This is a genomic window from Micromonospora coriariae, assembly GCF_900091455.1.
Taxonomy (GTDB): Bacteria; Actinomycetota; Actinomycetes; order Mycobacteriales; family Micromonosporaceae; genus Micromonospora; species Micromonospora coriariae.
Map to the genome: position 1 here is coordinate 516021 of NZ_LT607412.1, position 18657 is coordinate 534677.

Annotated in this window: 21 protein-coding genes; 10 read left to right on the forward strand and 11 right to left on the reverse strand. The window is 73.3% G+C overall.

All coding sequences use genetic code 11. The features are described 5' to 3' along the window. The first annotated feature begins 104 nt into the window (after positions 1-104). The gene (locus tag GA0070607_RS02390) at positions 105-1046 is read left to right on the forward strand and encodes a DUF1775 domain-containing protein (RefSeq protein ID WP_089016684.1); all 942 of its coding nucleotides are present in this window, start codon (positions 105-107) and stop codon (positions 1044-1046) included. Between the two features lie 314 nt (positions 1047-1360). Here GA0070607_RS02390 and GA0070607_RS02395 read toward each other — a convergent pair whose 3' ends face one another. Beyond that, positions 1361-2281 carry an ADP-ribosylglycohydrolase family protein gene (locus GA0070607_RS02395; RefSeq protein ID WP_089016685.1) on the reverse strand — a complete coding sequence of 307 codons (921 nt, stop codon included), beginning with the start codon at positions 2279-2281 and terminating at the stop codon, positions 1361-1363. A 73-nt stretch (positions 2282-2354) separates the two neighbouring features. Between GA0070607_RS02395 and GA0070607_RS02400 the strand changes: the two genes are divergently transcribed. Both GA0070607_RS02400 and GA0070607_RS02405 read left to right on the forward strand, forming a co-directional pair. Further along, positions 2355-3044, forward strand: a complete 690-nt coding sequence (locus GA0070607_RS02400) for a response regulator transcription factor (RefSeq protein ID WP_089016686.1) — start codon at positions 2355-2357, stop codon at positions 3042-3044. A gap of 29 nt (positions 3045-3073) precedes the next feature. Continuing rightward, positions 3074-4477, forward strand: a complete 1404-nt coding sequence (locus GA0070607_RS02405; protein ID WP_172898967.1) for a HAMP domain-containing sensor histidine kinase — start codon at positions 3074-3076, stop codon at positions 4475-4477. A 214-nt stretch (positions 4478-4691) separates the two neighbouring features. Here GA0070607_RS02405 and GA0070607_RS02410 read toward each other — a convergent pair whose 3' ends face one another. Continuing rightward, a complete protein-coding gene (locus GA0070607_RS02410) occupies positions 4692-5714 on the reverse strand; it encodes an adenosine deaminase (protein WP_089016687.1) in 1023 nt (340 codons plus the stop codon). Further along, positions 5711-6505, reverse strand: a complete 795-nt coding sequence (locus GA0070607_RS02415) for a trans-aconitate 2-methyltransferase (RefSeq protein WP_089016688.1) — start codon at positions 6503-6505, stop codon at positions 5711-5713. Before GA0070607_RS02415 ends, GA0070607_RS02410 begins: the two co-directional genes overlap by 4 nt. An 83-nt stretch (positions 6506-6588) precedes the next feature. Between GA0070607_RS02415 and GA0070607_RS02420 the strand changes: the two genes are divergently transcribed. Continuing rightward, a complete protein-coding gene (locus tag GA0070607_RS02420; protein WP_089016689.1) occupies positions 6589-7572 on the forward strand; it encodes an aldo/keto reductase in 984 nt (327 codons plus the stop codon). A 94-nt stretch (positions 7573-7666) separates the two neighbouring features. Further along, complete coding sequence (locus GA0070607_RS02425; protein ID WP_089016690.1) at positions 7667-7861, forward strand: hypothetical protein; 195 nt, start codon at positions 7667-7669, stop codon at positions 7859-7861. A 133-nt stretch (positions 7862-7994) separates the two neighbouring features. Here the strand turns inward: GA0070607_RS02425 and GA0070607_RS02430 are convergent, their stop codons facing one another. From GA0070607_RS02430 to GA0070607_RS02460, 7 genes are all read right to left on the reverse strand, one after another. Then, positions 7995-8198, reverse strand: a complete 204-nt coding sequence (locus tag GA0070607_RS02430; protein WP_007075740.1) for a cold-shock protein — start codon at positions 8196-8198, stop codon at positions 7995-7997. Between the two features lie 287 nt (positions 8199-8485). Next, positions 8486-8758: a DUF4235 domain-containing protein gene (locus tag GA0070607_RS02435; RefSeq protein ID WP_089016691.1), complete on the reverse strand. Its 273-nt coding sequence runs from the start codon at positions 8756-8758 to the stop codon at positions 8486-8488. After that, positions 8755-9129 carry a DUF3618 domain-containing protein gene (locus GA0070607_RS02440; protein ID WP_089016692.1) on the reverse strand — a complete coding sequence of 125 codons (375 nt, stop codon included), beginning with the start codon at positions 9127-9129 and terminating at the stop codon, positions 8755-8757. The genes GA0070607_RS02435 and GA0070607_RS02440 overlap by 4 nt, the downstream gene beginning before the upstream one ends. Continuing rightward, the gene (locus GA0070607_RS02445) at positions 9126-9560 is read right to left on the reverse strand and encodes a phage holin family protein (protein ID WP_089016693.1); all 435 of its coding nucleotides are present in this window, start codon (positions 9558-9560) and stop codon (positions 9126-9128) included. Before GA0070607_RS02445 ends, GA0070607_RS02440 begins: the two co-directional genes overlap by 4 nt. A 336-nt stretch (positions 9561-9896) precedes the next feature. Then, on the reverse strand, positions 9897-11090 hold the full coding sequence (locus GA0070607_RS02450) for a mechanosensitive ion channel family protein (protein WP_089016694.1): 1194 nt from the start codon (positions 11088-11090) through the stop codon (positions 9897-9899). Positions 11091-11171: 81 nt separating this feature from the next. Next, complete coding sequence (locus GA0070607_RS02455; RefSeq protein WP_089016695.1) at positions 11172-11993, reverse strand: DUF1206 domain-containing protein; 822 nt, start codon at positions 11991-11993, stop codon at positions 11172-11174. Positions 11994-12052: 59 nt separating this feature from the next. After that, positions 12053-12418, reverse strand: coding sequence for a hypothetical protein (locus GA0070607_RS02460; protein WP_089016696.1), 366 nt, complete (start codon positions 12416-12418; stop codon positions 12053-12055). 112 nt (positions 12419-12530) lie between these two features. On the opposite strand from GA0070607_RS02460, the gene GA0070607_RS02465 reads away from it, so the two are divergent. Together GA0070607_RS02465 and GA0070607_RS02470 are read left to right on the forward strand one after the other, a co-directional pair. Next, positions 12531-13757, forward strand: a complete 1227-nt coding sequence (locus GA0070607_RS02465; protein WP_089016697.1) for a cysteine desulfurase-like protein — start codon at positions 12531-12533, stop codon at positions 13755-13757. After that, positions 13754-14041 (forward strand): GNAT family N-acetyltransferase, encoded by a 288-nt coding sequence (locus GA0070607_RS02470; RefSeq protein WP_089016698.1) that lies wholly within the window; start codon positions 13754-13756, stop codon positions 14039-14041. The genes GA0070607_RS02465 and GA0070607_RS02470 overlap by 4 nt, the downstream gene beginning before the upstream one ends. Here the strand turns inward: GA0070607_RS02470 and GA0070607_RS02475 are convergent. Beyond that, the gene (locus GA0070607_RS02475; RefSeq protein ID WP_089016699.1) at positions 14038-15540 is read right to left on the reverse strand and encodes a glycoside hydrolase family 3 protein; all 1503 of its coding nucleotides are present in this window, start codon (positions 15538-15540) and stop codon (positions 14038-14040) included. The two genes, GA0070607_RS02470 and GA0070607_RS02475, sit on opposite strands and share 4 nt — an antisense overlap. A gap of 217 nt (positions 15541-15757) precedes the next feature. Between GA0070607_RS02475 and GA0070607_RS33745 the strand changes: the two genes are divergently transcribed. The 3 genes from GA0070607_RS33745 (at position 15758) to GA0070607_RS02485 (ending at position 18638) form a co-directional block, all read left to right on the forward strand. Then, positions 15758-15883 (forward strand): hypothetical protein, encoded by a 126-nt coding sequence (locus GA0070607_RS33745; protein ID WP_255421242.1) that lies wholly within the window; start codon positions 15758-15760, stop codon positions 15881-15883. 97 nt (positions 15884-15980) lie between these two features. Then, entirely contained in the window at positions 15981-16931 is a 951-nt protein-coding gene (locus tag GA0070607_RS02480; protein ID WP_089016700.1) for a TIGR03557 family F420-dependent LLM class oxidoreductase, read from the forward strand. Between the two features lie 75 nt (positions 16932-17006). Next, positions 17007-18638, forward strand: coding sequence for a RecQ family ATP-dependent DNA helicase (locus tag GA0070607_RS02485; RefSeq protein WP_089016701.1), 1632 nt, complete (start codon positions 17007-17009; stop codon positions 18636-18638). Positions 18639-18657: the final 19 nt, after the last annotated feature.

The following is an 18657-nucleotide window of genomic DNA, read 5'->3' on the forward strand; positions in this document are numbered from 1 at the left end:
GCCCCTTGTTAACGGTCGGCGTTGAACCTTTCGCGCCTCGCAGCCGAACTAGGAGGTGTGGCCGGAATCGGTGCCGGCCGCGTCGACACGGATGGGGGCACGAGATGGCGAGCACGCACGGCGGTGGCCGCCGGCAGCGGATCGCGGCGGTGACCGCGCTGACCGCGGCCGGGCTGCTGCTCTGGCCCGGTACGGCGCACGCGGTGGACGTGACGACCACTCCGAACCAGGCCCGGCAGGGCGACGCGGTACGGCTGGAGTTCACCGTGCCGGAGGAGCGGGCCGGTACGACGACCCGCCAGATCGAGGTTCGGTTGCCCGCCGACGCGCCGGTCGCCGAGGTGTACCCGATGTCGGTGACCGGTTGGGCGCCCCGGATCAGTTCCCGCACGCTGGACCGGCCGGTGGCCGGCATCCACTCCTCCGGGGTGAGCACGGTGACCACCGCGGTGACCTGGATCCGGGTCGGCGAGGGTGAGCCGGGCCCCGCCCGGCTGGCGCTGTCCATGGGCCCGCTGCCACAGGTCGAGCGGCTCACCTTCGAGGTGGTCCAGACGTACGCCGACGGCACGGTCGTCCGCTGGGCGGACGCCACCGGTGCGCACCGGGCCCCGGTGCTCACCCTGCTGCCGGCGGCGGCGGGCGCGGCCGGCCCGGCCGGGCACGGCGGGCACGGCGCCCCGGCGGCCGGGGCAGCGGCCGATCCCGACGCCGGTGGCGACGCCGCGCCGGCGGACCGCGCGGGCGGCACCGGCGAGGAGTCCGGCAGCGCCGACGTCATGCTGGCCGCCGGGCTGCTGGCCGGGCTGGGCGGCGGCGCGGCGATCGGCTGGCTGGTCAGCCGGTGGCGCCGGCGCGACCCGGCCGAGCGCGCGGCGCTGGCCGAGGTGACCGGCGGAAGCGACGACGATCCCGCGCCGACCGATACGAAGCCGGGTGATTCGGTACCGGGTGACTCGGTGCCAGCGGCGTCTGGGGCGTCTGGGGCGTCAGCACCCACCGAAGCGGAGCCGACGGCGGTCGCCACCCCGGTCCGCGCCGGCTGAAGCCAGCCCGCGCCGTGCGCGGCCCGCAGCGTGGGCGCCCGCGCCGGTCGGCGGTCCACACCGTCAGCGGCCCACCGTCGGCGGCCACACACGGTCTGCGGCCGTAGCTTCGGGCCCGCATCCAGGGCCGCCGACGGTCACGGGACCGCCGTTGCTCTGCTTCAACCCACGCAACGGTTCGGGGCCGTGACTGTTGCGTCGGTTGAAGCAGAGCAGAGGGCCCGAGGGGACAGGGCGCGGTCGGTCGGTGGTCCGAGACGGCTCCGACACGGCGACGACGTCGGAGTGCCAAGGAGATCAGAGCGCCCGGAACGTCAGAGCGCCCAGGAGGGCAGCGGCTCGCGGGCGGCCAGCCACGGCTCGGGCACACCGCCCGGCGTGCCGACACCCGTGTGCGCCGCCACCACCGCGCCCACGATGGCGGCCGTGGTGTCCACGTCCCCGCCGGCCTGCACGCAGACCCGGATCGCCGCCGGGTAGTCGTCCAGATGGGTGGCGGCCACCCAGAGGGTGAACCCGACGGTGTCCTGGGCGGTCACCCGGGAGCCGTTGCCGAGCGCCGCCACCACCCGGGACAGCGGGCGGCCGAGCAGCCCGGCCGCCCGGTTCACGCTGCGGTGCACCTCGGTGCCCGGATCGACCGCACCGGCGATCCCGGCGAGCAGCCGCTCCGGGGCCGGCCGGTGCCCGTCGAGGCGGGCCCGGGCGGCCAGCGCGGCGGCGACCGCCACCGCGACCGCACCGGCGATCCCCTCCGGGTGCGCGTGCGTCACCTCGGCCGAGGCGCGGGCCTGGGCCGCGGCGCGGACGGTCGAGTCGGCGAAGTACGCGCCCAGTGGCCCCACCCGCATCGCCGCGCCGTTGCCGCAGGAGCCCTGGCCGTCGAAGGCGGACGCGGCGGCCACCGGCCACGGCGTACCGGTGCGGATCAGCCGCAGGATCAGCATCGCCCCCGCCCCGTAGCCGCGGCGCGGATCGCAGCGCTGGGCGAACGCCAGGGCCAGCCGGTCCCGGTCGACGCCGCCGGACTCCGCCAGCCCGGCGAGGACCGAGCAGGCCATCTCGGTGTCGTCGGTCCACTCCCAGGGCGCCGGCGGCAGGACGCCCGCCGCAAGGTCCGCCGGGCGTGCCCCGGGAACGAAGTACCGCGCGCCGAGCGCGTCGCCGGTGGAGAGACCGGCGAGGCTGTCCCGGGCGAGCGCCAGGCGGGCATCGGCGAACAGGGTGAAGGACATCGTCGTACCAGCTTGCCCGCTCCTCAGGTACGCCGCAACGCGATCAACTTGCCAGGCCAAGTACGGTCTTGGGGTGGCCTCCGTGCTCCTGGTCGAAGACGATCACGTCGTACGCGGCGCGATGCTGCGGTCCCTCGCCGACCGGGGGCATGCCGTGCACGCCGTGGGCACCGCGCTGGACGCCCTGCGCCGGGTCGCCGCGGAGACGCCCGACCTGGTGGTGCTGGACCTGGGCCTGCCCGACCTGGACGGCTCGGACGCGCTGCGGATGCTGCGCGGCATCACCGACGTCCCGATCATCATCGCCACCGCCCGTGACGACGAGCAGTCGGTGGTCAAGCTGCTGCGCGCCGGCGCCGACGACTACATGGTCAAGCCGTTCACCGGTGCGCACCTGGACGCCCGGATCACCACCGTGCTGCGCCGGGCAGGTCGGGCCAGCCGGACTGTGCAACCCGCGGTGCACACCGTCGGCGGGCTGCGCGTGGATGTCGGCGAGCGCAGCGCCCACCTCGACGGGGAGCCGCTGGCGCTGACCCGCAAGGAATTCGACCTGCTGGCGTATCTCGCCGCACGACCCGGGCGGGTAGTGTCCCGCCGGGAGCTCTTGGAGGAGGTATGGCGGCAGCCGTCGGTCGGCGAGGATCAGACCATCGACGTTCACCTGTACTGGCTTCGCCGAAAGATGGGCGAGTCCGCGGCGAAGCCGCGCTACCTGCGCACCGTGCGGGGGGTCGGGTTCCGGCTGGTGGCACCGGACTGAGGACGGCGCTGGCCCTGCTCACGGCCGGCATGTGCAGCCTCGTCGCGCTCGCCTTCCTGATTCCGCTCGGGCTGAGTCTGCGGGAACAGACCCGGGAGGAGGCGATCGGCGACGCCGCTCGACGGAGCACGCTGGTGACCGGGGCGCTGGCGGTGAGCACGGAGCCCGCGGTGGTCGAGCGGGCCGTGGTGGCCAGCGGCGAGGGCGCTCCGGCCCGACCGGTGGTGCACGGGCTGGGTCTCGACGAGTCCGCCGGACGGGCCAGCGACGCCGACCTGGACCAGGCACGCGCCGACCGGCGCTCTCTGGTTGTCGACGTCGACGGCGGGGTGGTCCGGCTCGACCCGGTGGTCCTCGGTGACCGGACGGCCGTGGTCGAGGTGTTCGTGCCGGCCTCCGCGCTGGGCGAGGGTGCCGGCGGCACCTGGCTGCTGCTGTTCGCGGTCGGCGCGGCGATGGCCGGCGCGGCGGTGCTGGTCGTGGACCGGGTCGCCGCCCGCGCGGTTGACTCGACCAAGGGCCTGGTCAAGGCCGCGCTCTCGGTCGGCGACGGCGACCTGGGGGTACGCGTGGAGCCGACCGGCCCACGCGAGCTGGCCGAAGCCGGGTACGCCTTCAACCGGATGGCCGACCGCCTGGACGCGGCCCGCACCGACGAACGGGAGCTGGTGGCCGACCTGTCGCACCGGCTGCGTACCCCGCTGACCGTGCTGCGTCTCGACGCGGAGGCGTTGGAGTCCGACGACACCAGCGTGGGTTCGTTCTCCGAGGCGGAGCTGGACCGGCGACGTGGCATCCGGCGGATCCGGCAGGCGATCGTCACCCTGGAGGGTGAGATCGACGTGCTGATCAAGACCACCCGCAAGGCGGTGGCCCACGAGGCCGGGCCGGCGATGTGCGACGTCAGCGAGGTGGTTCGGGACCGGATGGTGTTCTGGGCGGCGCTGGCCGGCGACCAGAACCGGCCACACCGGGTCAACGGCGCGCAGCTGCGCATCCCGGCGCCGGTGCCGCGGGCCGAGCTGGCCGCCGCGCTGGACGCGGTGATCGGCAACGTCTTCCGCTACACGCCGCAGGGCACCGCGTTCGAGGTGGCCGTGTCCCGCCGGGACGGCTATGTGGCGATCCGGATCGACGACGCCGGCCCCGGTATCGCCAACCCGGACCGGGCTCTGCGCCGGGGCGCCAGTGACCAGGGCTCGACCGGGCTCGGGCTGGACATCGCCAAGCGGGTGGCGTTGCAGGCCAACGGCTCGGTGAGCATCGACCGCGCCCGGCTGGGCGGGGCCAGCGTGGTGATGCTGCTCGCCGACCCGGAGGCGACGCCCCGGCAGGTCAGCCGCTTCGGTCTGGTCGGTCGGATGGCCCGCGACGCCCGGGACCAGAAGTCCACCGGCCGTCGGTGGCCCCGCCAGCGGCCCACCGACGACTGACCGGCCCGGGGCTGTGGCCCGGCGCAAGTCTTCCTTAGATCGCGGTTAACGACGGCGGCGAAGCCGCCACGGGCTGTCAGGATCAGAGCACGAACCCACCAGTTCCACCGGCCAGCGCACAGCGCACCCACGGCCGGTGGAGCCGCGCGCGCGGCGGGAGTCCAGGTCCCCCCACACCCACGCTCCCGCCGCGCGCCCTGCTCCCCGGAACGGCTCAGCCGGCGGTGGTGAGGTACGCGTCGATCTCCGCGGTGATCCGCTGCTTGCCGGCCGCGTCGAGGAAGGACGCGGCCACCCCGTTGCGGGCGAGCCCGGCCAGCCCCTGCGGGCCCACCCCGAGCAGCCGGGCCGCCACCGCGTACTCGTCGTTGAGGGTGGTGCCGAACATCGGCGGGTCGTCGGAGTTGATGGTGACCAGCAGGCCGGCCTCGACCAACCGGGGCAGCGGGTGCTCGTCGAGGCTGGCCACGGCGCGGGTACGCACGTTGGACGTCGGACAGATCTCCATCCCGATCTGCTGCTCGGCCAGGTAGGCGAGCAGCTCCGGGTCCTGGGCGGCGGAGATGCCGTGCCCGATCCGCTCGGCGCCCAGCTCGTTCAGCGCGTCCCAGACGGTCTGCGGGCCGGTGGTCTCCCCCGCGTGCGGCACCGAACGCAGTCCCGCCGCGCGGGCCTGGTCGAAGTAGGGCCGGAACTGCGGCCGGGGTACGCCGATCTCCGGGCCGCCCAGGCCGAAGCTGATCAGCCCGTCGGGGCGCTCGTCCAGCGCGATGCGCAGCGTCTCCTCGGCCGCCGGAAGGCCCGCCTCGCCCGGAATGTCGAAGCACCAGCGCAGGTCGAGGCCGAAGTCGGCCGAGGCGCGCTTGCGGGCGTCCTCGATGGCCTCGCAGAACGCCGGCGCGGGGATACCCCGGCGCACGTGCGAGTACGGGGTGATGGTCAGCTCCGCGTACCGGACCTGCTGGCGGGCCAGCTCGCGGGCCACCTCGTGGGTGAGGATCCAGACGTCCTCGGGGTCACGGATGAGGTCCACCACGCTCAGGTACACCTCGATGAAGTGCGCGAAGTCGCGGAACTCGAAGTAGTTGGCGAGCGCATCCGGGTCGGCCGGCACCGGGGTGCGTCCCTCATGCCGGGCGGCCAGCTCGGCGACGATGCGGGGCGAGGCGGAGCCGACGTGGTGCACGTGCAGCTCCACCTTGGGCAGTCCGGCGATGAAGGTGGGCAGGTCGGTCACTTGTTCTCCTGGGCACGGTCGCCGGTGCGGGCGACGACGAAGACGCGGCGGAACGGGAAGTACACCTGACCCTGCCGCACCGGGTACGCGGCGGCGAGTCGTACCCCCAGCTCGGCCCGGAAGGCGGACCAGCCGGCGGCGTCCAGGGCCGCCCGGACCGGGCGCAGCGCGGTGCCCTCCATCCAGGCCAGCACCGGGTGGTCGGCGGTGGGCCGAACCGGCAGCAGGTGCACGTAGGTAGTCTCCCAGGCGTCCACCGCGCAGCCGGCACCGGTCAGCAGCTCCGCGTAGTCGGCCGGGTCGTCGACCGGGTCGGCGCGCAGCAACGGGGCCAGTTCGGCCCGCCAGGCCGGCCGGTCGGCGACCTCGCGCAGCGCCCGGTGCGAGGGAGCGGAGAAGTTGCCCGGGACCTGCATGGCGAGCCAGGCGCCGGCGGGCAGCTCGACCGCCCAGCGTCGCAGCAGGGCCTGATGGCCCGGCACCCACTGGAGCGCGGCGTTGGTGACCACCACGTCCTCGTCGCCGGCCGGCCGCCAGTCACGCAGGTCGGCGACGGAGAAGTCGACCGGGGCATCCAGGGCCGCGGCCCGGTCGATCATCTCCGGCGAGGAGTCGAGACCGACCACCCGGCTCGCGGGCCAGCGCTCGGCGAGGGTGGCGGTGAGCTGACCGGGACCGCAGCCGAGGTCGACCACTGTGCGGGGCCGTTCGGCCGGGATCCGGGCGACCAGGTCGTGGAACGGCCGGGACCGCTCGTCGCCGTAGCGCAGGTACGTCGTCGGATCCCACATCGTCGCCTCCCAAACCGTACGTCCGTCTTGTTTACCGTACGACTCGCATGGCAGGCCGGCAACCCGATCACTAGGCTCGGGGCATGGAACAGCGCAGCTTCAACCGGCTCGGCCGGACCGTCGGAATGGTCGGCCTGGGCGCCTGGCAGCTCGGCGCGGACTGGGGCACCGTCAGCGAGGACGACGCGATGGCCGTGCTGGCCGCCGCCGTGGACGCCGGGGTCACCTTCCTGGACACTGCCGACGTGTACGGCGACGGCCGCAGCGAGCAGCTGATCGGCCGCTTCCTGCGTTCCCGGCCCGACGCCGGGCTGACCGTCGCCACCAAGATGGGTCGCCGGGTCGAGCAGCGGCCGGAGGCGTACACCCTGGCCAACTTCCGGCAGTGGACCGACCGGTCCCGCGTCAACCTGGGGATGGACACCCTGGACCTGGTCCAGCTGCACTGCCCGCCCACGGCCGTCTTCGCCGACGACGCGGTCTTCGACGCCCTGGACACCCTCGTCGCCGAGAAGGCCATCGCCGGGTACGGCGTCAGCGTGGAGACCTGCGACCAGGCGCTCACCGCGATCGCCCGGCCCGGGGTGGCCAGCGTCCAGATCATCCTCAACGCCGTCCGGCACAAGCCGCTGGAGCAGGTGCTGCCGGCCGCCGCGGCCGCCGGGGTGGGCATCATCGCCCGCGTGCCGCTGGCCAGCGGCCTGCTCTCCGGCCGCTACGACGAGCACACCCAATTCCCCGCCGACGACCACCGCAACTACAACCGGCACGGCGAGGCGTTCGACGTCGGCGAGACGTTCTCCGGCGTCGACTTCGAGCGGGGGTTGGCCGCCGTACGCCGGCTGGCGCCGCTTGTCTACGCGGACCGCACGATGGCGCAGTTCGCGCTGCGCTGGGTGCTGGACCAGCCGGGCGTCACCGTCGTCATCCCCGGCGCCCGCGACGCCGACCAGGCCCGGCGTAACGCGGCCGCGGCCGACCTGCCGCCACTCGCGGCGGAGCAGTTGGCCGGCGTGCGCGAGGTCTACGACGAGCTGATCCGCCCGCAGGTGCACGACCGGTGGTGACCCGCGCACCCCGGGTGCTCGCACCGCGTCGCCCGACCGGCGATGATGGCCGGGCGGGGCGGCGCTCCGCCCGGTCCGGCTCAGAGGGGGCGCGATGAGGGGTTGGCTTGCGCTCACCCTCGGCCTGCTGGCGGTCGTGATCGGTGCGGTGTGGACGGTGCAGGGCCTGGGCTACGTCAGCGGCAGTGTGATGACCGACGAGCGGCTCTGGGTGGTGCTCGGCCCGATCGTGGCCCTGGTCGGGCTGGTGCTGCTCTGGTTGGGCCTGCGCTCGCGCCGTCGACAGTGACCCGGCGACTCCACAGTGGCGCTGGCGCTGCGCCCCGGGACGTGGAAAGCCCCGCATCCCGGACGGGATGCGGGGCTACACAACGACCCCTGGCCGGATCGTCCCACTGGCCGGCGGGGGCCGGCCACACTACTCAGATGGGACGGACCTGCTCGGCCTGCGGGCCCTTCTGACCCTGAGCGATCTCGAACTCCACCCGCTGGTTCTCCTCCAGCGTGCGGTAGCCGCTGGTCTGGATGGCCGAGAAGTGGACGAACACGTCAGCACCCCCGCCGTCGACGGTGATGAAGCCGAAGCCCTTGTCAGCGTTGAACCACTTCACGGTTCCCTGCGCCATGTGTATCTCCTTCTAAAACTGGCGGCCGTGCACGCCGTGCGGCCGATTGGCCGTTTTCGAGCAGCGGCGTCTGAGGCGGCCCCACGAAGGAGACTTCTCTCAACCCACGCCATCTCGCAACAGCGGCAACAGCAAATCACGTACGCAAAAACTCTGCACGACCTCTCCGACGAATTTCTCCGACATGTGACCTGACGGATGCCCGAGATCCGCTAGGCGGTGCGCGCCGCCATGCGAAAGGCCCCCTTCCCGTCGATACGGGAAGGGGGCCGATGTCGCTGCGCTGGTCAGTCCGGCCAGTGGCCGGTCATCCGGCGGACGCCGACCGCGCCGCCCCGGTCCACTGCGGCCCGGACCACCGCGAAGATGGCCCCCTGCAACGCCGCTGCGGCCAGGATCTCGCCCCAGCCACGGTCCTCGTCCGTGGCGTTGGGCGCCTCGCCGTCGCCGGCGGTGACCTTCCAGACCTGCCGGAAGATCGCACCTGCCACCGCACCGGCGGCAATACCCAGCAGCACGCCGGCCGGTCGGTACGCGACCCTGCTGATGCCCTTGCTCACCTACGCCTCCCCCGCACGATCATCAGCACCACCACGGTGGCCACCGCACCGGCGGCGATGGCCGCCCATGGCACCGGGTTGCGTCGAACCAGTTCGCCCTTCTCGTGGGCCTGCGCGCGCACCAGCCCGCCCTTCTCGTGGGCCTGTGCCCGCGCCGACTCCGCGCGGCGTACGGCCTGCCCGCGGACCCGCGCCACGGTCTGCGCCGCCTGCTCGCGCATCCGCTCCCGCGCCTGCCCGGCGGACTCCTTCAGTCGCGCCTTGACGTCCGCCTTGGCGGCCAGCGCCTCCATCGTCTCGCCCAACTCGACCCGGGTGCGACGGATCTCCTCGCGGAGCGCCTCGGTGTCGCCGGTCCCGTTGCCCGTCATCCCCGTCCCCTGTCCTTCACGGCGGCGGCGACGGTGTCCACGTCAGCGCGGATGCTGCGGACCGTGACCGCCGGAACCGGCGGGACCGCACGGCTGACCTGCTTCTTGCCCACCAGGGCGAGGATGCCGGCCACAAGGAAGAGGGCCACCGCCACGATCAGCGCGGCGGCCCAGGCGGGCAGCACCAGGTCGAGCAGCAGGATCGCGGTGGCGACCAGGGCGCCCAGCCCGAAGAAGGCGAGCGCGCCGCCGGCGCCGAACAGACCGATCCCGATGCCGGCGTGCTTGCCCTTCTGGGTCAACTCCGCCCGGGCCAGCATCAGTTCGTCCCGCACCAGGCGGGAGACCTGCTCGGCGGCCCGCTGCACCAACTCGGCGGTGGAGGGCTCGCTCCCGTTCTGCGATGTGCGGGCATTCGCCACATCAGCCATGCTGTCCTCCTTTCCTCATCACCGCGCTGTATGCCCGGAGTCGGCGTCCGTCAATCCTAAAGCGCGCCTACCCGGTCGCCGTTCCTGTCGTCCGGTTCTGCGCCCCGGCGCGGCGTCCGTCCGCCTCGATCAGGGTAGAGACATCCGGCAGCAGGTCCCCCGCCTAAGCCCGGTCAAACCTCTTCCCGCCCCACCAACGCCCCGCCCAGCCCCCCGGACACGCCCGGGCCCCACCCTCACCCCCGTTGATCATGAAGTTGGCGGCACGACACGCCGTTGCCGGCGTCGCCAACTTCATGATCAACGGGGAGAGCCGGGCCGGGAGGGGTGCCGGGGTCAGGGGCGGGAGGAAGAGGAACTGGTTTCTTCGGGGCCGATGAAGGCTTCGCTGCGGGCGTCGCCGTCGTCGCTGCCGCCGAAGACGCGGGCGTCGTCGGGAACCTCGGTGCGGCGCTCGGGCCGGCGTGGCCGCACCCACTGCCAGGGCAGGTTGCTGCCGGCGTCGCCCAGCTCGGTGCGCAACCGGGGCATCGCGGTGGGGCGGTTGTCCCGGATCCACGCCACCAGGTGCTCGCGGACCAGGCAGCGCAGGTCCCACAGGCTGCCGGCGTCGGCGGCGCTGACCAGCGCGCGCAGCCGGACCATCCCGCCGGTGGCGTCGGTCACCTGCAGCACGCAGACCCGGCCGTCCCACAGCTCGGTGCCCTCCACCAGGCGGCGCAGCTCCTCCCGCATGGTCTGTACCGGGACCGCCCAGTCCACGTCGAACTCGGCGGTGCCGAGCACCGCCGCCTCGGTCCGTGTCCAGTTCTGGAACGGCTTGCTGGTGAAGTACGAGGTGGGCAGGATCAGCCGTCGGTCGTCCCAGATCTGCACCACCACGTAACTGAGGGTCAGCTCCTCGATCCGGCCCCACTCCCCCTCGACGACCACCACGTCGTCGAGCCGGACCGCGTCGCTGAAGGCGAGCTGGAGGCCGGCGAACACGTTGCCGAGCAGGCTCTGCGCGGCCAGCGCGGCGACCACACCGACCACACCGGCGGAGGTCAGCACGCCGGCGCCGATGCCGCGCACACTGGGGAACGTCATCAGCATCACGCCGACGGCCAGGATCACGATCACCGCGATGGTCAGCCGGCGCAGCATCACCACCTGGGTCCGTACCCGCCGGGCGTGCCGGTTGTCCGGCACGTCGACCCGGAACCGGGCCAGCGCGGTGTCCTCCACGACAACCAGCAGGGCGGCCACCAGCCAGGCCACGGTGGCGATGACGCCGAGGACGAGCAGGTGCAGCAGCAGCCGCCGCCAGCCCTCGCCGACCGCGTATCCGGTGCTGAACCGGGCGGCGAACTGCACGGCCAGGACCGTCGCGGCGACCTGGAACGGCCGGTGCGCGTGGTCGGTCAGCTCGGTCATCAGCAGCGACCGGCGGCCGAACCGCCGCACGACCCGGTGGACGACCTCAACCAGGAACAGGGCGACCGCCGCCGCGGCGAGCGCGGCGACGGCCGTTTCGAGGTAACTCTGCACGTGGGTGGTGCTCCCCTCCGCCGAGCGGCAGTGCTTCGGGCAAAAGCCCAACAGTGCCCGGCGTCTGCGGAATCGACCAGGTCAGACCTTGCGGTACCGGGACTGGAGGAAGCAGTAGAGGCCGAAGGCGGCGATGCCGAGGGCCACCAGGGTCAGCAGGAGCGTGCCGTACGACTGCTCGCGCAGCGTGTGCAGCGCGGCATCCAGGCCACGGGCCTTCTCCGGGTCGTAGTTCACCGCGGCCACGATGACCAGCAGGCCGGCGATGCCGTACGCGATGCCCTTGGCGACGTACCCGGCGATGCCCAACCGGCGGGCCAGCTTGCGGGTCTTCGGGCTCATCTCGCCGGTCTTCAGGTGCTTCTCGAACCGCTTGATCAGGCCGTAGATCACCAGACCCAGACCGATCGCGGCGAGCACCAGCCCGGCCAGGCCGACCAGCCAACGACCACCGCTGGATGTCATCAGCTTGCCGGTCAACGCCTCCTGCTGGTCGGCGCTGTTCGACCCGACGTCCTTGAAGACCTTGAACGCGGTCCAGGCGAAGTAGAGGTAGACGATGGTGCGGCCGGCCGAGGCGAGCCGCTCCACGACCCGCTCCCTGCCCCGCTCGGCGCGGTGCCCCACCGCCGCCTCCAGCGCCTGCCAGATCGCCATCGCGAGCAGGCCCACAGCGGTGGCGATGACCAGGAACTTGCCCAGCGGCTGCTCGGCGAGGGTCCGCAGGGCGCCGGACTGGTCGCCGTCGTCGGACGACGTCCCGAACGCGATCTGCAACGCCAGCCAGGCGAAGAGCAGGTGCACGATGCCGTAGCCGATGAAGCCGGCCCGGGCGAGGAGTTCCAGCCACCGGCTGTCCGCCGTACGGGAGGCGGTGGCTTCGGCGCTACGGGTGAGTGACATGCGGCCACAATCTCCGATTCCGGAGATCCCCAAACGTCGGCCACCGCCGCCCGCCCAGGTCAGTTGCCAGGGTTGCGCGAAACGCGAATTTTGACCTGCTGGTCGGTGACGCTGTCCAGCGTGACCGCGAAGCCCCCGGCCTCGGTGGCCTGCTGACCGGTGGTGAGGGTGAGCTGCTCTCCGGCGACCTCGACGGTCACCTGGTCACCCTCTGCGCCGACCAGTTTGGCATCGACGCCCAGGATGGAGGCGCTCGCGTCGACACCCCGCTCGAAGGTGACCGTGCAGGCGTCCAGCCCACAGTCGGTGGAGGCGCCCTGCGAACTGCAGCCGGCGAGTACGACGAGGCCGAGCGCCAGAGCGGCGAACAGGCCGGCGGCGCGGCGGACGGGGGACAACGGGATGGTGGCGGGTCGGTTCGTCACCTCGCCAAGAGTACGAGACGACCGCGAGAACGCCGCCGGCCGGTGATCATCGGGACGGCGGCCCTCCCGGGGGCGGGCGGGACCGGTCCGGGCACCGGCTAGGGTCCGGGACATGCCCTTCGACATCGCCCGCACCCGGGCCGCCTACCCCGCCCTGACCGAGGGCTTCGTCCACTTCGACGGGGCCGGGGGCACCCAGACCGCGGCAGGTGTGATCGACGCGGTCGCCGACGCCATGCGCAGCGCGGTCGGCAACCGCAGCGCCGCCTTCGTACCGGGTCGCCGGTCGCTGGAGCTGGTGGCCGCGGCCCGCTCGGCGGTGGCCGACCTGCTCGACGCCGACCCGGCCGGGGTGGTGCTGGGCCCGAGCGCCACCGCGCTGACGTACACCCTGGCGCGCACGCTCGGCGCGGCCTGGCGTCCCGGCGACGAGGTGGTGGTCTCCCGGCTCGACCACGACGCCAACGTGCGGCCGTGGGTGCAGGCCGCCGAGGCGGCCGGCGCGACGGTGCGCTGGGCCGAGGTCGACAGGCACACCGGCGAGCTGCCCGCCGGCCAGTACGCCGACCTGGTCGGTGAGCGCACCCGACTGGTCGCGGTGACCGCCGGCAGCAACGCCATCGGCACCGTGCCGGACGTGGCGGCGATCGCGAAGACCGCGCACGCCGTCGGCGCGCTGGTCTGCGTCGACGGGGTGCACTCGGTGCCGCACGGGCCGACCGACCTGTCCTCGCTCGGCGCCGACGTGCTTTTCACAAGCGCCTACAAGTGGTCCGGCCCGCACCTGGCGGCGATGGTCGCCGACCCGGCCCGGTGGGCGGCGCTGCGCCCGGCGAAGCTGGTGCCGTCCTCCGACGCGGTGCCGGACCGGTTCGAGTACGGCACTCCCAGCTTCCCGTTGCTGGCCGGCGTGGCCGCCGCGGTGGACCACCTGGCCGGGCTGGACCCGGACGCGGTGGGCGACCGGCGGACCCGGCTGCGGGCCGGGCTGGCGGCCGCCCAGGCGCACGAGGAGGCGCTACTGGACCGGCTGCTGGCCGGGCTGGCCGAGCGGCCCGCGATCACCGTCTACGGCTCCCCGGCCCGGCGCTGCCCGACGGTCTCCTTCCGGGTCGCCGGCATGTCGCCAGGAGCCACCCAGGAGGCGCTCGGCGCGGCCGGGTTCTGCCTCTCCGCCGGCGACTACTACGCCTACGAGTACTTCCAGATGATGGGGCTGCGCGACAGCGGCGGCGCGGTCCGGGCCAGCATCTACCACTACAACACGGCGGACGAGGTGGACCGGTTGCTCGCCGAACTGGATGTGCTGGTCGACGCTGCGGGGACAATGAGCCGGTGAGCAACCTGGTCGAGGACAACCCCGCCAAGCACCGTTTCGAGATCCTGGTCGACGACGCGCTGGCCGGCTTCACCGCATATCTGGTCCGTGGCGGGGTGCTGGTCTTCACCCACACCGAGGTGGACACGCGTTTTCAGAACATGGGCGTGGGTGGGGCGTTGATCCGGGGCACCCTGGACCAGGTCCGGGCCCGTGGCGCCCGGGTTGTGCCGCAGTGCCCGTTCATGTCCGCGTATATCGACAAGCACCCCGAGTACGCCGACCTGGTGGCCGAGCCCTCCTAGGGCGTGACCGACCCGGCGCCGGTCAGCACCTCGGCGGCGGCCTGTCCGCTGGCCCGGGTGGCGCCGTGGGTGGCCAGGTGCACCGCGCCGGTGACCAGCTCGGGCACACCGAGCTCGACCACGACCGCGTCCGGCCGGGCGGTCAGGGCGCGCCGCACCGCCGCGCGCATCCAATCGTGCCGATGCAGGTCGCGGACCACCAGCACCAGGGGGCGACCGTCCGCCCCGGCGCCCGGATCCCCCGGCACGTCCGGTTCGGCGTAGCGGACCGTGCTCGTGCCGGGCAGCAGCTCGGCCAGTGGCGCACCGATCCCCCAGGGCGTCTCCGCGCCGATGGCGATGTTGCGCGGCGGCTCGAACTCGACCACGTGCGCCGCGCGGGTCAGCGGCAGGGCGACCCTCCCGGCTTCCACCGTGGTGACCCGGATGGCGCGGCGTGCGGCGACCAGTCCGACGTCGGTGGCGTCGCGCCCCGTGGCCGACCGGGCGGTGCGGGCGGCCACTGTCCAGGCGGCGAGCTGGCCGACCCGCTTGGCCGCCTCGGCTAGGCGCTCCTCGGGCAGCTCGCCGGAGACGACCGCGGCCACGATGGCGTCGCGCAGCTCCCGGGCCGCCTGCTCGTCGGCCCGTTCGCCGCCGATGCAGATCGCGTCGGCCCCGGCGGCGAGCGCGCGGACCGTCGCGCCGGCGAAGCCGTACCGGTCGGCGACGGCGCGCATCTCCACCGCGTCGGTCACCACCACGCCGGAGAAGCCCAGTTCGTCGCGGAGCAGGCCGCCCAGGATGCGCTGGCTCAGCGTGGCCGGCAGCTGCGGGTCGAGCGCGGGCACCAGCAGGTGGCCGGTCATCACGGCCTGCACCCCGGCCGTCACGGCGGCCCGGAAGGGGGCCAGCTCGCAGGCGTCGAGCCGGTCCCGGTCGGCGGTGATCCGGGGCAGGTCGTGGTGTGAGTCGACACGGGTGTCGCCGTGCCCGGGGAAGTGCTTGGCGCAGGCGGCGACACCGCCGGCCTGGAGCCCACGGACCCAGGCGGCGGTGTGCCGCGCGACCAGGGCCGGGTCGGCTCCGAACGAGCGGACGCCGATCACCGGGTTGGCGGGGTTGGAGTTGACGTCGGCGTCCGGCGCGTAGTTGAGGGTGATTCCGGCGGCCGCGAGTTCGACGCCGAGGTCCCGGGCGACCGCCTCGGTCAGCTCCGGGTCGTCGACCGCTCCGAGGGCGAAGTTGCCGGGTCGGGAGCTGCCGTGGACCGACTCGATCCGGGTGACGTCGCCGGCCTCCTCGTCGATCGCCACGATGACGTCGGGCCGCTCGGCGCGCAGGGTCGCGGTGAGCGCCGCCACCTGGGCGGAGTCGACGACGTTGCGGGCGAAGAGCACCACCGAGCCGAGCCCCTCGCCGAGCCAGCGGCACACCCACGGTGGCGGGGTGGTGCCGACGAATCCGGGTTGCAGGACGGCCGCGGCCAACGCCGGGAGGTGCCCGGTGGGCGCCGTCACGCCGCCCCCTCGTGGCGGTCGGCGTCGGTCCCCGGTGCCGGCGCGCCCGCGCCGACCCGCTGGTTGCGCTCGCTCATGCGGCCCCCGTACCCCATCTCTCGCGCGCCTGCGGCGCACCGCCACCGGCAGGCGGTGCTGCCATGGTCACACCGGGCGATTCAATAGTCAATAAACCTTACAGTTGCCGGACGGCACTGTCCCCGGGGAGAGTGCGGGGATGGACCCCGCCCTGCTGGCCGACGCGACGAGCCCGGCCGACATCCCCGGCGTACGCCTGCTCGGCCTGGTGGTTGGCGCTCTGCTGCTGCTCGCCGCGATCCGGGCGATGTTCGGCCGGCGCTGAACGCGACCACCCGGTCGGGCACCCGGCCCGGGTGTGGCCGACCGTCACCGGGGTACGGCTTCCCCGTCACCGGGTACGCGCGCCGAGGGGGAGAACGATGAAGATCGGCTACTTTCTGTCCAGTGAGGAGTTCACGCCGGCTGAGCTCCTGGAACAGGCGCGCGGTGCCGAGCGGGCCGGCTTCGAGGCGCTGTGGATCTCCGACCACTACCACCCGTGGACGGACGCGCAGGGGCAGAGCCCGTTCGTCTGGTCGATGATCGGCGCGCTCAGCCAGGTCTGTTCGCTGCCGGTGACCACCGCGGTGACCTGTCCGACCGTGCGGATCCACCCGGCCGTGATCGCCCAGGCGGCGGCGACCAGCGCCGTGCTGCACGGCGGCCGGTTCGTGCTCGGCGTCGGCAGCGGCGAGGCGCTCAACGAGCACATCTTCGGCGACGCCTGGCCGCAGACCGAGGTCCGGCTGGAGATGCTGGAGGAGGCCGTCGAGGTGCTGCGCAAACTGTGGGCGGGCGACTTCGTCAACCATCACGGGAAGCACTACACCGTCGAGCACGCCCGCCTCTACACGCTGCCCGACACTCCCCCGCCGATCTACGTCTCCGGCTTCGGCCCGAAGTCCATCGACCTGGCCGCCCGGATCGGCGACGGTTACGTGAACACCATGCCGGACGCCGAGATGGTCCGGCGCTTCCGGGAGAACGGCGGCGGCGACAAGCCGTGCCAGGCCGGCTTCAAGGCGGCGTACGCGGCCAGCGAGGACGAGGGCATGCGGATCGCGTACGAGCGCTGGCCCAACGCCGGGGTGCCCGGTGAGCTGTCCCAGGTGCTCCCGTCGCCGCGCCACTTCGAGCAGGCCGCCGAGCTGGTCAGGCCGGAGATGATGAAGGAGGCGTTCGTCTGCGGCAACAGCGTCGACGCGCACCTGGAGATGATCGACAAGTACGACAAGGCCGGCTTCGACGAGGTGTACGTGGCAAACGTCGGTCCGCACCACCAGGGTCTGTTCGACCTCTACCAGCGCGAGGTCCTGCCCCGCCTACGCTGAGCCCGGACGGCGGTCGGCGACCGCCACGGACAGGACGGTTTCGGCGGTGATCGGCTCGGGTACCTCCGGCCCTCGATGAAACTGTCCACGCACTCGATGACATTGCGCCGTGCGGCGCGGAGCCTCTTCGGCTGGACCGCGTTGCGGCCGAACCAGCTGGCCGCCATGCGCGCGGTGATGAAGCGACGTGACGCCCTGGTGGTGCTGCCCACCGGCGCCGGCAAGTCCGCCATCTACCAGATCCCGGCCAGCCTGATCCCCGGCCCCACCGTGGTGATCTCGCCGCTGCTGGCCCTTCAGCAGGACCAGATCGCGGCCCTCAACGAGCGCCAGCGCCCGGAGCTGCGGGCGGTGCGGATCAGCTCGAACGAGACGGCCGCACAGCAGGCCGAGGCGATCACCGAGATCCGCGAGGGTCGGGCGGAGTTCCTGTTCATCACCCCGGAGCAGCTGAGCAACCCCGACCGGATGGCCGAGGTCGCCTCGCTCAGGCCGGCGCTGGTGGCGATCGACGAGGCGCACTGCATCTCGGCCTGGGGCCACGACTTCCGTCCCGACTACCTGGCCCTCGGGCACCTGATCGAGGGCATCGGCCGGCCGCCGGTGGTCGCGCTGACCGCCACCGCGTCCCCACCGGTACGCGACGACATCATCGCCCGGCTGCGGCTGCGCAAGCCGGAGGTCGTGGTCTCCGGGCTGGACCGGCCCAACCTGTTCCTGGAGGTGGCGCACTGCCCCACCGAGGACTACCGGTGGCGGCGTCTGGTCGCGCTGCTGCGCGACGACGAGCGGCCGGGGATCATCTACGTGCCGACCCGCCGCGCCGCCGAGGAGCTGGCCGCCCGGTTGACCGACGCGGGTTTCCCGGCGCAGTGCTACCACGGCGGGATGTCGGCCGGCGCGCGCTCCGAGCTGCACGAGGCGTTCCTCGCCGACCAGGTGCCGATCATGGTGGCCACGTCGGCGTTCGGGATGGGCATCGACAAGCCGAACATCGCCTGGGTGGTGCACATGGCGCTGCCCGACTCGCCGGACAGCTACTTCCAGGAGATCGGCCGGGCCGGCCGCGACGGGCAGCCGGCCCGGGTCCTGCTGCTCTGGCAGGCCGAGGACGTGGGCCTGCAACGGTTCTTCAGCGGTGGCCTGCCGGACGCGAACGAGCTGCGCGACCTTGCGGCGCTGCTGCGCCGCAGGCCGGCCACCAAGACCGAACTACGCGAGGCCACCGGGCTCGGGCCACGCAAGCTGGGCCAGTACCTCTCCCTTCTGGAGCAGGTCGGGGCCGCCGAGCCGCGCGCCAAACAGCGCATCGCCGCCCCCCGCTACGCCCCGACCCCTGTGGACGCCGCCGCGGCGGCGTTGGCCGAGGCGGAGCGGCAGCAGACGGTGACCCGGTCGCGGACCGACATGATGCGGGCCTTCGCCGAGACCACCGCCTGCCGGGGGCAGACCCTGCTGGCCTACTTCGGCGAGCAGATGACCGAGGTCTGCGGGCACTGCGACAACTGTCATGCCGGCACCAGCGTCGCCGACGACGGCGCGGTCGGGCCGTTCCCGGTGCACAGCCAGGTGCGTCACCCGGAGTGGGGGCAGGGCCTGGTGCTCGGGTACGAGGAGGACAAGATGACGGTTCTCTTCGACGAGGTGGGGTACAAGACGCTGTCCGTGCGCGTGGTGTCCGAACAGTGCCTGCTGACGCTGGACTAGCCTGAGCCGGGCGCCAGCG

Bases quoted from the DNA above. Each gene is read 5' to 3' on its own strand.
- GA0070607_RS02390 (WP_089016684.1), top strand. From the start codon at position 105: ATGGCGAGCACGCACGGCGGTGGCCGCCGGCAGCGGATCGCGGCGGTG.
- GA0070607_RS02395 (WP_089016685.1), bottom strand. From the start codon at position 2,281: ATGTCCTTCACCCTGTTCGCCGATGCCCGCCTGGCGCTCGCCCGGGAC.
- GA0070607_RS02405 (WP_172898967.1), top strand. From the start codon at position 3,074: ATGTGCAGCCTCGTCGCGCTCGCCTTCCTGATTCCGCTCGGGCTGAGT.
- GA0070607_RS02415 (WP_089016688.1), bottom strand. From the start codon at position 6,505: ATGTGGGATCCGACGACGTACCTGCGCTACGGCGACGAGCGGTCCCGG.
- GA0070607_RS02420 (WP_089016689.1), top strand. From the start codon at position 6,589: ATGGAACAGCGCAGCTTCAACCGGCTCGGCCGGACCGTCGGAATGGTC.
- GA0070607_RS02425 (WP_089016690.1), top strand. From the start codon at position 7,667: ATGAGGGGTTGGCTTGCGCTCACCCTCGGCCTGCTGGCGGTCGTGATC.
- GA0070607_RS02430 (WP_007075740.1), bottom strand. From the start codon at position 8,198: ATGGCGCAGGGAACCGTGAAGTGGTTCAACGCTGACAAGGGCTTCGGC.
- GA0070607_RS02440 (WP_089016692.1), bottom strand. From the start codon at position 9,129: ATGACGGGCAACGGGACCGGCGACACCGAGGCGCTCCGCGAGGAGATC.
- GA0070607_RS02445 (WP_089016693.1), bottom strand. From the start codon at position 9,560: ATGGCTGATGTGGCGAATGCCCGCACATCGCAGAACGGGAGCGAGCCC.
- GA0070607_RS02455 (WP_089016695.1), bottom strand. From the start codon at position 11,993: ATGTCACTCACCCGTAGCGCCGAAGCCACCGCCTCCCGTACGGCGGAC.
- GA0070607_RS02465 (WP_089016697.1), top strand. From the start codon at position 12,531: ATGCCCTTCGACATCGCCCGCACCCGGGCCGCCTACCCCGCCCTGACC.
- GA0070607_RS33745 (WP_255421242.1), top strand. From the start codon at position 15,758: ATGGACCCCGCCCTGCTGGCCGACGCGACGAGCCCGGCCGACATCCCC.
- GA0070607_RS02480 (WP_089016700.1), top strand. From the start codon at position 15,981: ATGAAGATCGGCTACTTTCTGTCCAGTGAGGAGTTCACGCCGGCTGAG.
- GA0070607_RS02485 (WP_089016701.1), top strand. From the start codon at position 17,007: ATGAAACTGTCCACGCACTCGATGACATTGCGCCGTGCGGCGCGGAGC.